The sequence below is a fragment of the Leptospira montravelensis genome, assembly GCF_004770045.1.
Classification (GTDB): Bacteria; Spirochaetota; Leptospiria; order Leptospirales; family Leptospiraceae; genus Leptospira_A; species Leptospira_A montravelensis.
Genome location: NZ_RQFO01000014.1, coordinates 141,416 through 159,228 on the forward strand (window position 1 = coordinate 141,416; position 17,813 = coordinate 159,228).

Annotated in this window: 18 protein-coding genes and 1 tRNA gene; 7 read left to right on the forward strand and 12 right to left on the reverse strand. The window is 38.1% G+C overall.

Going from position 1 to position 17,813, the window contains the following annotated elements; translation table 11 throughout:
* The first annotated feature begins 16 nt into the window (after nt 1-16).
* The 7 genes from EHQ31_RS10000 (at nt 17) to EHQ31_RS10030 (ending at nt 6,519) form a co-directional block, all read left to right on the forward strand.
* Nucleotides 17-676: a class I SAM-dependent methyltransferase gene (locus EHQ31_RS10000; RefSeq protein WP_135574403.1), complete on the forward strand. Its 660-nt coding sequence runs from the start codon at nt 17-19 to the stop codon at nt 674-676.
* Nucleotides 677-723: 47 nt separating this feature from the next.
* Nucleotides 724-2,007: a UvrD-helicase domain-containing protein gene (locus EHQ31_RS10005; protein WP_135574405.1), complete on the forward strand. Its 1,284-nt coding sequence runs from the start codon at nt 724-726 to the stop codon at nt 2,005-2,007.
* 14 nt (nt 2,008-2,021) lie between these two features.
* Nucleotides 2,022-2,095, forward strand: a tRNA-Val gene (locus tag EHQ31_RS10010).
* A 96-nt stretch (nt 2,096-2,191) separates the two neighbouring features.
* Nucleotides 2,192-2,872: a DUF6989 domain-containing protein gene (locus EHQ31_RS10015; protein WP_135574407.1), complete on the forward strand. Its 681-nt coding sequence runs from the start codon at nt 2,192-2,194 to the stop codon at nt 2,870-2,872.
* On the forward strand, nt 2,856-3,806 hold the full coding sequence (locus tag EHQ31_RS10020) for an LA_2486 family SGNH/GDSL-type esterase (protein WP_208652767.1): 951 nt from the start codon (nt 2,856-2,858) through the stop codon (nt 3,804-3,806). The genes EHQ31_RS10015 and EHQ31_RS10020 overlap by 17 nt, the downstream gene beginning before the upstream one ends.
* A 42-nt stretch (nt 3,807-3,848) precedes the next feature.
* The gene (locus tag EHQ31_RS10025) at nt 3,849-5,087 is read left to right on the forward strand and encodes an LA_2490 family SGNH/GDSL-type esterase (RefSeq protein WP_135574409.1); all 1,239 of its coding nucleotides are present in this window, start codon (nt 3,849-3,851) and stop codon (nt 5,085-5,087) included.
* 1 nt (nt 5,088) lies between these two features.
* Nucleotides 5,089-6,519 (forward strand): MBOAT family O-acyltransferase, encoded by a 1,431-nt coding sequence (locus EHQ31_RS10030; RefSeq protein WP_135574411.1) that lies wholly within the window; start codon nt 5,089-5,091, stop codon nt 6,517-6,519.
* A gap of 40 nt (nt 6,520-6,559) precedes the next feature.
* Here EHQ31_RS10030 and EHQ31_RS10035 read toward each other — a convergent pair whose 3' ends face one another.
* The 12 genes from EHQ31_RS10035 to EHQ31_RS10090 are packed head-to-tail and all read right to left on the reverse strand — an operon-like array spanning nt 6,560 to nt 17,813.
* A complete protein-coding gene (locus EHQ31_RS10035) occupies nt 6,560-7,150 on the reverse strand; it encodes a LemA family protein (protein ID WP_135574413.1) in 591 nt (196 codons plus the stop codon).
* 54 nt (nt 7,151-7,204) lie between these two features.
* Nucleotides 7,205-8,362 carry a DUF1343 domain-containing protein gene (locus tag EHQ31_RS10040; protein ID WP_135574415.1) on the reverse strand — a complete coding sequence of 386 codons (1,158 nt, stop codon included), beginning with the start codon at nt 8,360-8,362 and terminating at the stop codon, nt 7,205-7,207.
* A complete protein-coding gene (locus tag EHQ31_RS10045) occupies nt 8,359-9,252 on the reverse strand; it encodes a prephenate dehydrogenase (RefSeq protein WP_135574417.1) in 894 nt (297 codons plus the stop codon). The genes EHQ31_RS10040 and EHQ31_RS10045 overlap by 4 nt, the downstream gene beginning before the upstream one ends.
* Nucleotides 9,249-10,340 carry a prephenate dehydratase gene (gene pheA, locus EHQ31_RS10050; protein ID WP_135574419.1) on the reverse strand — a complete coding sequence of 364 codons (1,092 nt, stop codon included), beginning with the start codon at nt 10,338-10,340 and terminating at the stop codon, nt 9,249-9,251. Before pheA ends, EHQ31_RS10045 begins: the two co-directional genes overlap by 4 nt.
* A gap of 1 nt (nt 10,341) precedes the next feature.
* Nucleotides 10,342-10,971, reverse strand: coding sequence for an SMC-Scp complex subunit ScpB (gene scpB / locus EHQ31_RS10055; protein WP_135574421.1), 630 nt, complete (start codon nt 10,969-10,971; stop codon nt 10,342-10,344).
* Between the two features lie 6 nt (nt 10,972-10,977).
* Nucleotides 10,978-11,721 (reverse strand): segregation and condensation protein A, encoded by a 744-nt coding sequence (locus EHQ31_RS10060; protein WP_135574423.1) that lies wholly within the window; start codon nt 11,719-11,721, stop codon nt 10,978-10,980.
* Nucleotides 11,722-11,724: 3 nt separating this feature from the next.
* Entirely contained in the window at nt 11,725-12,087 is a 363-nt protein-coding gene (locus tag EHQ31_RS10065) for a response regulator (RefSeq protein ID WP_002975323.1), read from the reverse strand.
* Between the two features lies 1 nt (nt 12,088).
* Nucleotides 12,089-13,156: a protein-glutamate methylesterase/protein-glutamine glutaminase gene (locus EHQ31_RS10070; protein ID WP_135574425.1), complete on the reverse strand. Its 1,068-nt coding sequence runs from the start codon at nt 13,154-13,156 to the stop codon at nt 12,089-12,091.
* Nucleotides 13,153-16,356 (reverse strand): chemotaxis protein CheW, encoded by a 3,204-nt coding sequence (locus EHQ31_RS10075; protein ID WP_135574427.1) that lies wholly within the window; start codon nt 16,354-16,356, stop codon nt 13,153-13,155. The genes EHQ31_RS10070 and EHQ31_RS10075 overlap by 4 nt, the downstream gene beginning before the upstream one ends.
* A gap of 18 nt (nt 16,357-16,374) precedes the next feature.
* Entirely contained in the window at nt 16,375-16,878 is a 504-nt protein-coding gene (locus tag EHQ31_RS10080) for a chemotaxis protein CheW (RefSeq protein ID WP_135574429.1), read from the reverse strand.
* A 36-nt stretch (nt 16,879-16,914) separates the two neighbouring features.
* The gene (locus tag EHQ31_RS10085) at nt 16,915-17,499 is read right to left on the reverse strand and encodes a 5-formyltetrahydrofolate cyclo-ligase (RefSeq protein WP_135574431.1); all 585 of its coding nucleotides are present in this window, start codon (nt 17,497-17,499) and stop codon (nt 16,915-16,917) included.
* Nucleotides 17,496-17,813 (reverse strand): cell division protein ZapA, encoded by a 318-nt coding sequence (locus EHQ31_RS10090; protein ID WP_135574433.1) that lies wholly within the window; start codon nt 17,811-17,813, stop codon nt 17,496-17,498. The genes EHQ31_RS10085 and EHQ31_RS10090 overlap by 4 nt, the downstream gene beginning before the upstream one ends.

Sequence of the window (17,813 nt, forward strand, 5' to 3'; positions counted from 1 at the left end):
TGTAAGAATTGTCATTATGTCCGAAACGGAATACTACCGTTCTCAAACTTACCAAGAATATTTACTCTCAAGCCATAGGCGAGAGTTATGCCCACCTGAAGATGTATATGCGTTTTTCAATTGGAAGGGATTAAATAACCTCGTGGATTTTGGAAGTGGACTTGGATTTTACTTCACTGAATTTAGAAAGTGGTTTCCCGATGTTTGGATTTGGGCAGCCGAATGCCAACAAGAGATTATCGATATGATTTTACGGCGTAAACTCATGGAAGGCATTGAACAACTTACTCCTTTCCACATTGACCAGTCCGACCACCCCCTACTTCCAGAATGGGTTCCTGTTCCAGAAATCATATTTGCTTCTCTTTCCCTTTCAACATTTCCTAACCCTGGTTTGGCGATGGATGGACTCATTCGCTCTATGAAAGCTGGTGGGCGACTTTTTATAGTAGATTGGTCAAAAACGGAATCAGGCTTTGGTCCTAAAATTAATGAAAAAATCTCTATGGATAAAATGAAATTTCTAGCAGAAGAATACAAATTAGAAGTTACAAAATCAGGTAGAATTTCAGAACATTTTTATGGAATGGAAGTGAAAGCAAGTTCCAGTTTTATTTATGGATATTACGATCTAAAAGAAGAGGAAGATGAAGACAGCGCTGTCTTCAAACAATAATTTAAAAAACTAGAACCAAACTTATTTATTCTTCCGCTTATGTATATATGTGGAGCGAAGAACAAAAGTCCATCATAGAGTCAAATCATCCCATTAAACAAGTGATTGCTGGGGCCGGTTCTGGTAAAACGGCAACTATGGTTGGCCTTTTAGAAGAAAGAGAAAAAGTAAAATCTATTCCACCAGAAAACACTCTTGTTGTCACCTTTACTAAAAAAGCTACACATGAATTTAAGGAAAGGTGCAGGAAAAAAGGTCTTTCTTCGGCGTATCATATTTCCACCTTTCATGCGTTTTGTTACTTTGCGCTAAAACATTACGATAACTCTAAAAACTGGTCCCTTTACAAACTACTAGCAGAATCAAAAAAATGGGAAATCATTAAGAAATTCTTAAATCCATTACAATTTGAAATTGGAGGGATCCCCTTTCCTATTTTATTTAAAAATGGTGCCAAACATTTCCAAGAACTCTCTTTGGAAAAATACGAATCTTTCCAAACCTCTTTTCAATTATGGAAGAATCAAAATTATTATTTTGAGTATGATGATTTGATTTTTGATTTCTTAAAATTTTTAGATTCTGAATCTGCGGACGTTGTGAAAAACAAATGGAAAACTTTGATTATAGACGAGTTTCAAGATACAGATGAAGACCAACTCCAAATCATAAAAAAAATGAATTTTCAATCCATTACTGTGGTCGGGGATGATTGGCAGGCCATCTACGGATTTCGCGGGGCTACTCCCAAACCATTTTTAGAATTCCCAAATCATTTTCCAAATGTAGTTCAATTCTTTTTATCCACTAACTATCGTTCTAAGAAATCTATCATTTCTTCCTCCCTACTTCCTCTAAAAAAAAATAAAGAGAAAATCACCAAACAGGTAAAATCCTTTCGAAAGGAAAAAGGAACGTTCCAGGTAGAACGAATCAAAGATTTAGAATTAGATCCTATAAAAATCTGGAAGGACTGGTACAATAAGGATTCTTCTACTGTGATCCTCACGCGCAGTAATTATAGAAAAAGAGAGTGGATCGAAAATGGAGTTCCCTCATCGCAAGTGATGACCATCCATAGTGCCAAAGGATTGGAATTTACAACGGTTTTATTAGATCTGGTTTTTGGGTGGAGTGAGGACATAGAAGATACAGATGAATCCGAAGAAAGGCGAATCCTTTACGTTGGACTTTCCCGAGCCAAAGACAATTTGGTTCTATTAATTCCTGATCTTACCAAACCAAACCGCTTAGCAGACCGGATGAGTGAAGATTTTTCTATCCGGAACAGGCTACGAAATCGTACTTTACGGTGGGCTCGGTTCTGGTGAAGTGGTTTTACCTTGGGGGATTAGCTCAGTTGGTTAGAGCGCTACCTTGACATGGTAGAGGTCACTGGTTCGAACCCAGTATCTCCCAAGTATCCTTTTTGTTTCCTCTTTATTTTCATTTTTCGTAGCAATTCCTTTCAGTTTCGACTTGCATCCTTTACAATCATCCTTAAACTTCGAATCGATGAAACCTAAGTTCCTTGCAGAAGAATTCCTATTGGCTTTGTATTTTTTGGCATTTAGTATGATCTCCGGATTTGTTCTTTATTGGTCACAAAGTCCATCCGGAATCAAACTCGCAGCACTCACTTTGTTATTTCATGTCAGTTTTGCTGGTTTATGTTTATTACTTCGTTGGCATACTCCGTTTCGTATATGGAAATTTTTGGTTCCATTATCGATCCTTATGGTATTTCCTGATTGGTTTCTATCAAGCGCCTTACAAATATTAGTTTTCCCAGAAGATGGTTTTTTAAAAATTGGAACTGTTTCTGGGTATATGGCAGGCCTTTGGGCCATCCCACTTTTTATCTGTGTTTATACAGGAATCAAATTGGAAGAGATGTCAGTTTCGATTGTGGGAACTTGCCTTTGGGTTGGGATTGTTGCCTTAGCCATTTTTGGAACTTCGGAAGCGACTATGTGGATATTAGGATCTTGGTATCCGCAAAATGTAAAGATGTGGGGAAAAGTCGCCTATTACGTATTAGTTCCCGAAATGGTCTTAGGAGTTACAGCCTATCTTGCTTACCAAGGATTTTCTTATTCCGCATATATCTTTCAAATTGCTATGGGTTTTTTGGTGATGGTTCTTTATATTGGAAACCTTTCTTTCTTCTACCTTCTCATTGAAAAAATTCTATAAACTTATATTCTCATTCACATTCACACCTCTTTTCATTTTTTTGATGGGAGAGGGTTATTTCAGACTCTCATCTAAAGCGGATACAGATGAAATTCGATATAGACAAATTCATTGTTTGTATGATTTCTCTGAAATTCGCCTCTGTCCCAATCAGAAAGCTAGTTTTATTCGAAAAGATGGAAAAACTTGGGACATCCAAACCAATGATTTGGGAGAAAGAGTTCTCTCTGAGAAGTCAAATTCCCCAAAGCTCTGGTTCATCGGAGATTCTATGGCGATGGGTTATGGCCTACCAACAAACGAAACTCCTACCTATTATTTATTATCCAAATACAAATTGGAATCTCGATTACTTGCCGTGGATGCCATCGGAACTAACGGAGTTTTAAAAATCCTAAAAGAGACTCTAAAATCCCAAAAACAAGAGAATCTTCCAGAAAAGATTTATTGGATCTGGAATCCTTCTGACTTCATTGACGATGAAAGAGAAAAAGTGGGAATCAAACGATATCTTTATCCCATTCATTACTACCTAGTAAGAAATTCGTATCTTTACCAGCGAATCATCTCCACTCCTCAAACAAATGTGTACACTTCGTACGGTGAGCCAATCCTTTATCCAAAAAATCATATCACGTATTCCAATTTAAGAAAATTTTTTAGCGATCCTTTGGTTCCGAAAGAAAAACTAACTATACTTTTCAGTTGGGGAATGTCTATGAAAGGTTACCCCGATACCAAAGATAGAAACTATGAAATGGCTAAAGAGTTCTTTAACGAACAGGGAGTAAAAACGTTAGACCTCCGTGCAAAAACCGAGTTATTATTTAAAGAAAAAAAACAAGTTTATATCCCGGGTGATGGTCATCCGGGCCCTGCGCTTTCTGAACTTTTTGCCGATGCGATAGCCAAGCACTTCCTAAATTTACCTTAGAAATGCTTGATTCCCAGCATGAATTCTAAAGTTTAGAGGGATATGATTCAAAACTGGAAACGATGGGGAGCCATTGTCCTATTTTTCCCGTTGGCGTTACTTTCATTGGAGTTGATTTTACGCGCTTCCAATCCGCCTGCCTTACGTTATTACCGCGATGTTAAACTTCTGCATGCCTACCATCCCGAATATGGAGTCACTTTAGAACCAAACGAAAGTCGTTTTGTTCGCCACTATGCAGATTTATGGCAAGGCCAATTCACCACTAATTCACTAGGTCTACGTGGACGAAAAGAACCCATTCCAGGAAAACCGAAACTAGTTTGTTTAGGAGATAGTTTGGTAATGGGATTTGGTGTTTCAGATGAAGATACTTTTTGTTCTAAACTTGAAAGTTTTGATGAAGATGGATCCTCTTTCCAAACACTTAATTTGGGAGTAGATGCTTATGGTTCCCTTGGTTCCTACAAACGTCTCAAAGATATGTCTACAAAAATTGACAATATCCAAACTGTGTTGTTTTTTATTTCACCTAACGATTTTACTATGCCAGAGGAATTACGTGCGCAAGGTATCCTTCCTGATGATGAAAACGATGCCCTCCATGAAAATGATCCCGTATGGAAAAAAAACTTTCGCATTCAATTTGAACTCACCAGAATTTCATATCTATTGCAAGCTCTTAAACTTGCTTATGAACAAACCAAAGTTAAGTTTGCACAAACTAAATACTTAATCACTGCGGACACAAATCTTTTAACTACCTCACCTCTCGTTTACTTGCGAGAAACATTTATACTCCCCGTTAAACAAAAGAAATGCGAAGATCAAACAGAGTTTGTTTGTCCCACTCCTCTTCAAAATTTAAATGTGATATGTTCCGATTCTCCCGTGGATCCAAATTCTCTAGAACCTCTTCCCGAAACGACAACAAGGGCCTATGATTTGATGATAACACTTTCAAAAGAAAAAGGTTACAAGTTTGTTCCTGTAATCCTTCCGATGCAAATCGAAGAAGTATATTGCCGACAATTGGGAAAATATAATGCACTCGGTGGTTATGCCATCCGCGCCAAGAGGTATTTAGACTCCAAAGGAATCAAAACTTTGGACATTCTGCCCTATACGGACAAAATGTGCGGCCGTGAATTTACGTTACATGGAAAAACAAAAAAAGCAGGAATTCAGGATTACTATATCCCTGGTGATGGCCACCTAACTAAATTAGGAAATCTTTGGGCCGCCGAATCGATTGCAGAGGCACTAAAGGAAATCAAATAATATGCTTTTTAATTCTGTTCACTATTTGATTTTTGCACCTGTTGTTATCCTTGTATATTTTTTGATTCCAAAAAGGTTTCAGGGTCTTTGGTTATTCATTGTTAGCTTGTATTTCTATGCAATCTTTCGAATTCCCTTTTTAATACTTCTAGTATTTTCCTTTGTGATTACAAAACTTGCTGTGGATTACATGGAATTTGCATCCTCAAAAGGGAAAAAACTCTTTTGGTTAAATATTGCAGTTTGGAGTAATCTAAGTTTACTGTTTGTATTTAAGTATTTGGATTTTTCAATAACTGTTTGGAACCAAACTTTTTCGTTAACACCTTGTGATCCTGAATTTGTACAAAAGTCGGGAATCCTCCTTCCAATGGGAATCAGCTTTTTCACCTTACAGGCAGTATCTTATGCGGTAGATGTATACAAAGGAGTCGTTGTAAGAGCAAAGTCCATTTTTCATTTTGGACTTTTTCTTGCATTTTTTCCACAACTGGTTGCTGGTCCTATCTTACGAGCAAGCGATGTCCTTCACCAATTTTTAGATTCCAAAGACTTTTCCAAAGAAAACCTAAAACAAGGCCTCAAACAACTATTCTGGGGAATCTTTAAAAAAACTTTTATAGCAGATCCTATTTCCTATGTGATCGATCCTGTTTACGCAAGTCCAACCGAATACAATTGGATAGCGATGTGGATAGCAGCTTTTCTTTTTGCAGTTCAAATTTATTGCGATTTTTCTGGATACTCTGACATCGCCATAGGAACCGCAAGGATCCTTGGGTTCCATATTCCTAAAAACTTTGATCGTCCTTTTTTATCGGGTACTCTCAGCGAACTTTGGAGGCGTTGGCATATTTCCTTTAGCTCCTGGTTACGGGATTATGTTTATATCACTCTCGGTGGAAACAGACGCGGGGAAATTATGGCCTACGTAAATTTGTTCATTACAACCTTTGTATCTGGAATTTGGCATGGGGCCGATTGGACCTTTGTATTCTGGGGAACTCTTCATTCCACAATGATGGTTGTAGAAAAATTCGTATTTAAATTTGAATCGATACGGAATGCCTGGAACCGAGTTCCACGTTCCATCCAACCAATTTATCCCGTTGGCATTTTTGTGTTATCTTGTTTTTTCTTTCGAGCCAAACCAACCCCAGAAGTTTCCACGGGAATGGGTATCGCCAATATGATGTTAGAACGTGCTTTTACGGGAGCATCTGGAATGTTCCCGCAGATGAGTATGAGTCTTGTGATCTTAGTTGGATTTTTGTTTTTAGTTGATATCTTACAAGACCGAGATGAAGACAGATTTCATTTCATTACAGATAATTTATATTTTCTAATTCCATCTTGTATTTTGCTCTATATCACTTCATTTATTATCTACAGTGTGACTGTATCAAGTCCTTTCCTCTACTTCCAGTTCTAAACAAAAAAAGCCGGCGTATTTGCCGGCTTTGTATCATAAACTAAAATTCTACTTTAGGTGCATTCTCGATTGTCTTTTGGTCTTCCACAGTGAAGGTTGCTTTTGCATCATATCCAAAGGCTTTTGCAGTAAGAACCGCAGGAAATTGTCGAATATAAACATTGTAATCTTTAGTTGCTTTGATAAATCGATTTCTTGCTACGGTAATTCTATTTTCTGTTCCTTCCAACTGTGCCATCAAATCAGAAAAATGTTGGTCTGACTTTAGTTGTGGATAGTTTTCTTGGATCATAAGAAGTCTAGACAATGCAGATCCCAATTGACCTTGGGCTTGGTCAAACTGTTTCAAACTTTCAGGATTATTAACCAGTTCAGGAGTTGCTTGGATAGATCCAATTTTTGCTCTAGCTTCCGCAATACCTTTCATAATATCTTTTTCTTGGTTCGCAAATCCTTTGACTGCAGAAACCAAATTAGGGACTAAGTCAGATCTTCGTTTGTATTGGTTGAGAACTTCTGCCCAGGAAGCAGCCACTTCTTCATCCAACTCTTGGATACGGTTATAACCGCAGTTGGTAAGCACTGTTGCCATCAGGGAAATTAGAAAAATGGTTCGAAACATTCTTGTCATGGTGATTGTATACCTACGCTTTAGTCGGTCGGCAACACCATTTTGTTAAAAAAATTAGTACCGAAATGGTTTTATTACCCTTGCCCAAAGTCTTTCCGATTCTTGCAAATAAATTTCTAGATCTGAATCTCTGAGTTTTCCGTTTAAATAGTCCAAAAGTGTGGAATCACCAGCAAGTAGCTCAATGGCTGGGCGATCAGAACGAAATTCATACACCCCTTTTAAATAATCAAAGTCCTTGGGAAATAACTCACGAATTTGTTTCAAAAAGTATAATATAAAATAAAGTGAATGGAACTGTTTTGGATTTAATACCATCAGTTGGTAACCTTCACAAATGGAACCAACATACTTATGGAATGTAGGTAAAAATCTTAAGTTACGTAAAATAAAATTTCCAGATTGATGGAAAGCCATTCTTCTATCCAATTCCTCTTTTGCCTTACCAATTAAATAAGGTGCCCCAAAGGTTTCAAAAGGTTTCGTTGTTCCTCGTCCTTCTGACAAATTGGTTCCTTCTAATAAACACATACCTGGGTACACCAAACAAGTACTTTGTGTAGGTATATTGGGAGATGGAGGAACCCATGCAAAGTTTGTTACAGATTTTGGATGGATAACACCCACTGGAACCACTATCACATCGACCTTTAACTGGAAAGTTTGATTATAGTAAGATAATAATCCGCCTGGGGTAAGACCATGCCTATGTAATACAGTTGGTACTCCTACAAAAGATTCATATTCTTTTTGGAGTGGTGTACCCTCTACTTTTTTGCCAATGGGATTTGGCGAATCGATTACTAAAAAAAGTGGAGCTTTGCCTGTTTCTTGTTTTAAACGAGAAATTTCACATAAAATATAATATGCAGTAGTTAAAAAAGTATAATACCTTGAACCAACATCTTTTATATCAATGATGATCACATCTACATTCGTTAAACTTTCCCTAGGTGGAACAAGACTAGACTCTTCTTTTCCATAGAGATTTACAATCTCCATATCTCCAAAAAGATATTTTAGTTCATCCCCACTCACCTGGTCTTGTAACTCAGCAAAAAGTCCGTGTTCCGGCAAAAATATTGTTTTTAAATCAAAAATTTCAGAATAGGTTTGAAAATGGTATTTTCCGCGATACCCAAATGCACTTTGGTTGGTTAGAATTGCCGCCTTACAGCGGCTTAATTTATTTAAATTTTTTAAAAACTTCATTTTGTCTTTCGAATTTCTTCTTTGTTTGCCAGTGCCAACTCCCAAATTTTTCGAATTTGAGATTCATCAAAAGAACCATCGGATCCAAAAAGATTTCGAAACTCCAACAATTGTTGGATCAAATCATCAATGGAATTACGTAAAAACCTCTGATTTTCTTTAAAGATAGAAATCCACATATCTGGATTGGATCCGGCAATCCTTGACATATCCCGAAACCCTCCGCCCGTAATCGGTTTTGAAGATTCTAAGATTTCTTTTTTAGTTGTAGGATTGGAACCTGCTACATTGACAAGTAAGGTAGAGATAACATGAGGAAGGTGGGAAAGATAAGCCAAAGTTTCATCATGTGATTTGGAGTCCATTTCCAATGTCCACGATCCAATTTGTTCCCAAAACGAACGAACCCATTCCAAACTAACATTGGATGCAGATTTTGGTGAAGTTAAAATACAAAGTTTATCTAAATATAAATCTGGCACTGCCGCATCTGGACCCGCTTGTTCAGATCCGCACATAGGGTGAGTCGATATATAATTGTGAATTGTATTTCCATAATACGATTCCACAGCAGAAACAATTGTCTCTTTAGTAGATCCTAAATCGATAAAAATGGTATTTCCAGATTTAGGAAGTGTAGGTATGATTTTTAAAATGGATTCAACAGGAGTGCTAAAAACCACCAAATCATAGTTAGACCAATCGAGAGATTTGATCTCACTTTGCAAAACCACATGGTTTGCTAAATTTTTATTTAGAATTGTATTTTTACTTTTTTCGGAACGAACCACTGCCGTAATGTTTGTTTTTGGAAATTTCCCACGAACGGATAGGGCAAGAGATCCACCCATAAGCCCCATTCCATAGATCAAAACTCTGGATAAATTCATGTAGGAAAAGAACCGGCAGTTGGATAAGAACCTAAAAGTTTAAATAAAGTACATTGTGATTTTACTTTTTGTAGAAGTTCGGCAATTTTTGGATCTTCTTTATGACCAATAAAATCTACAAAAAAATGGTATTCCCATAAGTTACGTTTTAGAGGCCTTGATTCAATTTTTGTAAGATTGACCAAAGCATCATTAAAAGTTTTTAGAATTGCAAACAAAGATCCAGTTTGGTTCGGAATCGAAAACACAATGGACGTTTTATCTTCTTTTGTTTTTGGGGATTCTGTTTTGCCAATCACAAGAAACCGAGTGGTATTTCCCGAATAATCTTCAATCCCTTCGGCTATGACATTTAAATTATAAATTTCACCGGCAATTTTGGATGCAATCGCAAGTCCGTCTTTTCTTTCGGACACTAATTTTGCCGCCATTGCGGTAGAAGAAGTATCGACAACTTCTACACCCGGAAGGTTTGCCGAAATCCAATTGCGACATTGTTCGTTTCCAATCCGTATCCCGTAGATTTTTTTCACAAGGGAAAGGTCGGTTTCAAATCCAAGCAGTGAAAAGGAGATTCTTTGGTATAACTCAGAATAAACGAAAAGATCTGTTTCTAAAAACATATCCAGTGTGGAACTAACTTGTCCTTCTGTGGAATTTTCTACTGGAACCACTCCATAATCCAATTTCCCCTCTTCCACCATTCGAAATACATCGGGGATAGAAGTTTGCGGAACCGCTTCAATGGAAGTTCCAAATTTAGCACGAAGTGCGGAATGAGAAAAACTTCCTTCGGGTCCTAAAAATCCAATCTTTAACGGATGTTCTAAGGCGATGGTTCCCGACATCATCTCTCTATAAATCGCACGAATCACAGAAGAAGGAAGTGGTCCACCAGAAAGTTTAGTTACTTTTTCATAAACATCTTTTTCACGATCGGGACGGTAAATAGGGCCACCCGATTCTTTTTTGACCCGACCAATCTCCTGCGCAAAACCTGCCCGCTTTTGAATGAGAGTTATGATTTCTGTGTCTAATGAATCGATACCAGCACGGAGTTTTTTTAGTTCTTCTTCTGCACTGCTCATGTCAGGCCTCTTCTTGTAATTCTTCCGGTAGTGTGCTTGTATCAAAATCAGGATTCATTTCTGTTTCATCAGTCACAATAATAGATTCTGGTGAAAATTCTTCAAATTTGAGTTCCTTCACTTCTACTGGTGTGGGAAGATCACTAAGTTTACTTAAACCAAAGTGTAACAAAAATTCATTGGTGGTTCCATACAATGTTGGTCTTCCAGGAACTTCCTTTTGGCCCACAGCCTTGACTAACTTTTTCGACATGAGACTTGCAACCATAGCGCGAGAAGAGACTCCACGAATTTCATCCAGTTCTGTTAAAGTGATAGGTTGTTTGTAGGCAATGATGGCAAGAGTATCTAAGGTTCCGCGAGAAAGAGTTTCTCTTTTTTTATCTTTAAAGATATGAGCTAAGATTTCGCTGTATCTTTGGTTGGTGATAAACTGGTAACCACCGGCGATTTCCCTCAGTAAAAATCCGCCTTCTTTTTCTTGGTAATCAAGGATGAGTTCATCAAGGAGTTCCCGGGCTTCTGTTTTTTCGATCCCAGCAGACTTGGCAAGTGCAGACAATTTGATTGGATCTGAAGATAAAAAAAGAAGCGCCTCAAGAAGGCCCTTTGTATAAGTTCTTTCTTCCAAATGAATCTAAACCTTGACTATTTTGATTTCACCGAAAACTGCATGTTGGATCACTTTGCAAACTCGGATTTTAACAACTTCTAATACGGCAAGGAAGGCAGCGACGATTTCTTTTTTTTCCGGCTTTTCTGTTTCGAACAAATCCATAAAGTGAATTTCGCCGGTTTTTTCTAAAAGGCCCTGTAAATAAGCCATTTTGTCCTCTACGGAGTATTGGCTTACCCCTTCGTAGATGGGTACTAAGTCTTCGATTTCATTGGAAGATTCTTGTTCCAAAATGGAATTAAAAGCAGAAATTAAATCCACGAGACTTACATCCAACCAAACTTCTGTTTCATCCAAGACCTGATTGGTTTCTCGAGTAAACATTCCAGCAGTCAATCGGTCGAGTTCGGCCAAACGTTGTCCCGCCATTTGGAACTTTTTGTGTTCGAGTAATTTATCTACTAGTTCTTTAGGTAAGGGTGGGTCATAATCCTCTTCCTCAAAACCGGGATCCGGTAACAAGGCCTTGGATTTTAAATACACCAAATGAGATGCCATCACAGCAAACTCGGAAGTAAGTTCAATAGATAAGGACTGACTGGTTCTCAAAAATTGAATGAAATCGGATGTGATACGCGAAAGGGAGACTTCAAAAATATCCACCTTATAACTATCAATCAGAGACCATAAAACCGTTAAAGGTCCTTCTGTCAGTCCTCCGTCCTGGTTCTGCCACCGGACGATAAACTCCGGGGTCTTAGACACTGTTTATAAACCTAGTGCTTTTGCTGCTGCTTGTTGCAATCTTTCTGGAGGGAAAGGTTTTACAACAAAATCCTTTACACCCATCTTAATTGCTTTTGCCAGTAAATCTTCCTGACCAAGTGCCGTTACCATAATGATTTTGGCAGAAGCATCAAACTTTATAATTTCTTTTGTAGCTTCAATTCCATCTTTTTCACGCATAGTAATGTCCATAGTGACTAAATCCGGTTTGAGGTTTTTGTATTGTTCTACCGCAATATTACCGTTCTCAGCTTCCCCTACGATCTCGTGACCCGCTCCAACTAACGCATCTTTTACGAGCGTTCTCATGAATTTTGCATCATCTACAACCAAAATTCTTGCCATGTTAATTCCCTCTCGACTTTAATAATTCAATCATTTTTGGTACTAAATCTTCCACTGGAAGGACAAAATCAATCCCTCCCAGCTCTACTGCAACTCGGTTCATTCCGTAAACTACCGATGTTGCTTCATTCTGCGCCAAAGTAATACCACCTTTGGCGTGAATGTTGGTGATGGCTTGCGATCCATCTTTTCCCATTCCAGTCATGATCATGGATAAAAGATGATCTCCACCATAAGCGGCAACCAAACTATCAAACAATACTTCAATGGATGGTCTATGACCATTGACCTGACCTGAATGGTGCAGTTCAATAAAATGATCCTTTCCTTTTGTAACCACCGTCATCTGGTAATCACCAGGTGCGATGTAAGCAGTTCCCGGATGTACCAGATCACCATCTTCTGCTTCTTTCACTTGTATTTTAGACAAGGAATTCAATCTGTCTGCAAATGCTTTCGTAAATCCCGCTGGCATATGTTGCACCACAAAGATTGGTTTCGTAAAGTCTTCCGGTATACTTGCAAATACAGTCTGCAAAGCTTTCGGCCCTCCTGTGGAGGTGCCAATTCCGATAGCCTCTACTTTGATTGGTTTTTGAAAACTTTTATTTAATTGGCGTTCAGTTCTCTCTGGTTTTAGGAGAACTTCGATGCTAGGCTGCTTAGAATCAGAAAAACCTTTAATTTTTGCGGACAATACCGCAGTAATGTCTTCTGGGGAAAACTGATTTCCGCTTGATGGTTTGGGAATGAAATCAACAGCCCCAAGTTCCAAGGCTTTAAAAGTAGCATCTGCCCCGTGTTGTGTTAAAACGGAAAGCATGATCACGTGACTTGGCAGTTTTAATTTTTTGATTTCTGCCAAGGCCGTAAGCCCATCCATGACTGGCATCTCAATATCTAAAACGATAAAGTCTGGTTTTAACTTTCCTGCGAGGTCAATACAATCCATGCCGGTTTTGCCGGTAGCGATCACTTGTACTTCATCCTTTTTGGTGAGAGCATCACTCAAGATATTCCTCACAAGGAGTGAATCATCAATAATGACAACAGTTGGCTTTTTATTCATGATTTATGAATTAATTCTACCAGTTCATCAAAGTCAGGTAGGAATACCAAAACACCAATTAGGTTACTACCTTGGTGGTTAAATTCTGTATGCATGGACAAAAACTTGGTTCGCTCTGGTTTTACGATGTCTATTACATCCATAAAACTTCCCGTAATCATTTCAGGAACAGAAGGCAAAATTTCCTTTTTTAATTTGTTGGAAAGTGAGTTCATCACACTAGAACAAACAATATTGGAAATTTCAGATAATACAGATACCATATCATCTGAAAGTTTTTGGTGACTTCCCTCAGCATACTTTGCCTCTGCCGATCCTAGAAGTTCTCTTGCAATTTCAGATCCATTTTCTTCAGAAAACATCATAAGGAGGTTTCCATTAAGATCTCCTGTCATTCGAATTTTCATTCCAAAAAACTGATCCATAGAATATCTGAATTCTTTTGCCAAACCTTCTCTGTCAGTGAGTGTAATTTCAGGAATAAAAAGTTCTACCTCTTTACCAACTAACTGAGAGAGTACGACACCGGCATTCATCATACCTGTATTTACTATATTTTCAAGTTTTTTGATATCTTTCGAAGACATGATTTCATTAATTGCTTCCGAATTTAAGGCAGCAACTTGGTTTAATCTTTCTTCTTTTTGTTCCACAAAACCTTTGATGATTTCTGCGGCTTGTTCCCTTTCCGTTAATTTTACGTTTTCGATTTTTGCAACATCAGCCAAACGGTGAATTTCATCCGTTTTATGATCGATGACTAGAGTTGCTGTTGCGGATTTTGATGTTTCTCCAGAATCGCCATTCACTTCTACTTCTGTTTTGACCACTTCAGTAGTGATTTTTACGTTGGTTACTGGTTCTTCTGCAAATACTTCTTCTTTAGGAACAATAATATGTTTTTCGGCTCTGTGTTTATCTTTTTTGACACGCGATTTATCTTTAGCACGTAACTCAATCAACTTCGCATTATAGCGGTTTGTTGGATGGTTGGATTTAAACATAAATTCAGAATCGGACATTTCCAAAGAACGAATGGTAGAGGCACGTTTCATCATTTCTCCAGCCACTAGTTTGTCAGTCCAATCTACTTTATCCGCAGCAATTTCTACAAGACCAGGAATGTCCAATACGAGGATAATCGTTCCATCTCCCATGATGGTAGCACCAGTAAGACCTTGGATGTCTTTGAAGTTTTTGCCTAGAGATTTAATTACGGTTTCATGTTTTCCGATCAAATCATCGACCATAAATCCAAGTTTTCTTGTTTTATAGTTCACGATGACAACCGGAACCTCTACCATCTCTTGTTTGTCGGCAAGTCCAAGGATTCGATTCAAACGATAGATTGGTAATACCTCTCCACGTAGGTTGATGATCTCGTGACCTTCCAAAGTTGTGATTTGGTCCAGATTGACTTTAATGGTTTCTGAAACTTCCGAAAGTGGGAAAGCATACACTTCCTCTTCCATAATCACAAGGATCGAAGGAATGATGGCTAGTGCTTGTGGGAAAGATAAGGTGAAAGACGATCCCTTCCCTTCTTCGGAATGAATGAGAATTTTGCCTTTAAACTCCTCTATGAGTTTATTGACCACGTTCATTCCCACACCACGACCAGAAATATCAGAAATTTTATCTGCAGTAGAAAATCCTGGGGCAAAGATAAATTGAAAGATATCAGATTCCGCTAAATTCTGTGCGTCCGATTCGCTGACTAGCCCTCGTTCGATGGCTTTTTTTAGAATTTTATCTTTATTTAATCCCTTACCATCATCACGAATTTCCACAAGGATATTGGAACCACCTTGGTAGGCATTGAGTTCCACAGTTCCTTCTTCCGGTTTGCCGGAAGCTCTTCTTTCCGCAGGTGACTCAATTCCATGATCTACAGAATTTCGAATGAGGTGGATGAGTGGTTCCCCAATGGCATCGATTACTTTTTTATCGAGTTCTGTGTTTTCCCCACGTAATACCAAATTCACCTGTTTACCAGTTTCCAAAGAAAGATCACGAATGAGTCTTGTGAACCGATTGAATACAGATCCAATCGGAACCATTCGGATATTCATAATTCCTGTTTGTAAATCTTTGGAAATACGATTGATTTGGTCGATTTTTCCTTTTAGTTCATTGAATAATGAATCTTCTCCAAACTGTGCTACCAAATCATCATAGATTTTTTGAAATCCTGAGTTGGTTATGACAAGTTCACCCACGTTATTCATGAGTTGGTCTAGTTTGTCAGAAGAAACCTTGATAGTTCGCATCACTACTTTCGAATCAGTGACAGCCTTATCAAAGTTAGCAGAGCCTTTCGTTGCCACTTTTTCTTCAGAGTCACCATGTGTTAATGTAGAATTTTTTGCATGCGCATCAGAAGATTCTGCTCTTTTTTCAAGAGCTTCCATTTCAGTTTCCTGAAGTTTAATTTCCTCTATGGAAAGTGTATCCACCATATCAATGTTACATTGGACATGTAATTCTTTTTTATCTAGTTTAGTGACAGTTACAAAAGATAAGGAAAAACTTCCCTGTCCATTATCTAAAGCATCTTCGGAAGGATTACATTTGATAATCACACCTGATTGTTTCACTGATTGCAAAATCAAAAGTAGCCTTAGATTTTGCATTGGTGTTTCGTCTTTTAATTTTAACAAAACAGAAAAAGCGGTTTGGCCACTATCTTCTTTCAAAGACTGGCGGATTTCAGAAATTTCTTCCTCATTTAAAGCGATAGGCGAAGGAGAACCTTCCTTAGGTTTCTGGGTTTCACTTGGTTTTGTTGGATTCGAACCTGAACCAGATTGTGTTGGGGAAGCTTCATAATCTTGGAGTTTTTTGATCATGTCCGTAAAAGGAGTTTCCACCTTTATACCATTGGCAACTCCCTCTATGACTTGTTTGATCAAATCAAAACATTCAAAGAGCAAATTAACAAGTTTAACATTGATTTCTAAACTTCCTTCTCTAATTTTTTGGAGAAGGTTTTCCATCGTATGTGCTAAATCGGATAAATTATATAACCCGACGAAGGCAGAAGAACTTTTTAATGAGTGCGCTGCACGAAAGATGTCATTGATGATTTCTGGGTTTTCGTGGTCTTTTTCGAGTTTTACCAAATTGGAATTTAATTCCTCGATTTGATCCTCAGATTCTTCCAGGAAAACTTCTGTGTATTCGCCTAAAATTCCAGCCAATGTCGTATCCCTTTCTCTTTACTTTGCGGATGAAACAAAATCAACAATTTGTTCCAAATCCAAATTCAAAATCAAATGGTCTTCGTATCTAGATACTGACTCAACCATCGTACTATAGTTTAACGACAAGTCATCAGTCGTATAACTGATAAAATCTTTTTGGATCTTAACAACCTGTTTGACTTCATCAACTAGAACTCCTATTCGCTTCTCATCTAACATAATTACGATGATACGCGAAACAGGGAAAATTTCAGAATCCGTTCCGTGGAACCTTTTTTTCAAATCCACAATGGGAATGATCTCACCACGTAGATTGATGACACCTAAGATGTAATCTTCTACGTTGGGAATCCTCGTGATAAGAACTGGTTTTAAAATTTCGTGAACCAGAAGCAAACGAATCCCAAAGAATTCTTTTTCAATGGTAAACGTAAGGAACTGTTCCAAGTCTCCCAAATCGGACTCTTGTTCCATTTTGGTTTTTTCCGCCAGGGATGTGAGTAATGTTTCTTGGTCCATATGCTACCTGGAATCGTGTCAGAATCCTACGTGGATTCAATCTAAAAACGAATGAATCTGGATTTCCGTAATCATTTTTCCTATTTTTAAATCGTGAGTTTCTGCAAGAAATGGGACGGGAAAAAGTTTAGAAAAACTAAGCCCAACAGTTTTCTTTTGGAGAGTTTCTGAATTTAAAATGCGATCATAATAACCGCCACCTCGTCCCAACCTGAATCCTTTTTCATTAAAACCAAGGGCTGGCACCAGGATCAATTCGGCTTCCTCTACGGAGATCTCCTCATCTCCGACCGGTTCAAAAAGCCCTAGGCTGTTTTTCTCAAACGTATAGGGTCTTAGAAACCTAAGTTTTTTTCCCTCTTCCATTCGCGGAAAATACCATTTCGCAGAATGTCTGGCTTCTATAAATCCAGTGGGTCGCGGTAGTGGGCAGGATTCTATCACGGGAAGCACATCCACCTCATACAATAAGTCGGGTGCATACGTGATGATTTTGGATTTACCTTGCAAAAGCGAATAGAGTCTTTTTAAGATCGCAGCTTCATGGTCTTCCCTTTCTGGAAGTTTAGGAAGATTTTTTTTTAGAATTTCTCTAGCTTCTTTTTTTGAAATTAGATTCAAAAATGATCCCCAATGATCCCCTCTTCTAATAGAGAAATGATCTTTTTTGTTCTTTCTTCTAGTTCAGGATTTTCGCTTAATTTGGCAGTGGCGTCTTTCATTTGAAAAAGTTCATCAGCTAAATTGAGAGCACATAATACTGCCAATTTCGTTTTGGAGGCTGTGGGTAAAGACTTTGATAAATCGATAAGGCGTTGTTCCACGTAATCAGCCACCTCAGAAATATATCCTGAGGAAGCCTCTCCAACAATGGTATACGTTTCACCAAAGATTTGTTTGGTTATTTTTTGCGGTTGTGGGGCAGACTCTGCCAT

Excerpts from the sequence above, each read along its gene's own strand:
- EHQ31_RS10000 (WP_135574403.1), top strand. The coding sequence starts at position 17 with ATGTCCGAAACGGAATACTACCGTTCTCAAACTTACCAAGAATATTTA.
- EHQ31_RS10005 (WP_135574405.1), top strand. The coding sequence starts at position 724 with ATGTGGAGCGAAGAACAAAAGTCCATCATAGAGTCAAATCATCCCATT.
- EHQ31_RS10015 (WP_135574407.1), top strand. The coding sequence starts at position 2,192 with ATGAAACCTAAGTTCCTTGCAGAAGAATTCCTATTGGCTTTGTATTTT.
- EHQ31_RS10025 (WP_135574409.1), top strand. The coding sequence starts at position 3,849 with ATGATTCAAAACTGGAAACGATGGGGAGCCATTGTCCTATTTTTCCCG.
- EHQ31_RS10030 (WP_135574411.1), top strand. The coding sequence starts at position 5,089 with ATGCTTTTTAATTCTGTTCACTATTTGATTTTTGCACCTGTTGTTATC.
- EHQ31_RS10035 (WP_135574413.1), bottom strand. The coding sequence starts at position 7,150 with ATGACAAGAATGTTTCGAACCATTTTTCTAATTTCCCTGATGGCAACA.
- EHQ31_RS10040 (WP_135574415.1), bottom strand. The coding sequence starts at position 8,362 with ATGAAGTTTTTAAAAAATTTAAATAAATTAAGCCGCTGTAAGGCGGCA.
- EHQ31_RS10045 (WP_135574417.1), bottom strand. The coding sequence starts at position 9,252 with ATGAATTTATCCAGAGTTTTGATCTATGGAATGGGGCTTATGGGTGGA.
- pheA (WP_135574419.1), bottom strand. The coding sequence starts at position 10,340 with ATGAGCAGTGCAGAAGAAGAACTAAAAAAACTCCGTGCTGGTATCGAT.
- EHQ31_RS10065 (WP_002975323.1), bottom strand. The coding sequence starts at position 12,087 with ATGGCAAGAATTTTGGTTGTAGATGATGCAAAATTCATGAGAACGCTC.
- EHQ31_RS10070 (WP_135574425.1), bottom strand. The coding sequence starts at position 13,156 with ATGAATAAAAAGCCAACTGTTGTCATTATTGATGATTCACTCCTTGTG.
- EHQ31_RS10080 (WP_135574429.1), bottom strand. The coding sequence starts at position 16,878 with ATGGACCAAGAAACATTACTCACATCCCTGGCGGAAAAAACCAAAATG.
- EHQ31_RS10090 (WP_135574433.1), bottom strand. The coding sequence starts at position 17,813 with ATGGCAGAGTCTGCCCCACAACCGCAAAAAATAACCAAACAAATCTTT.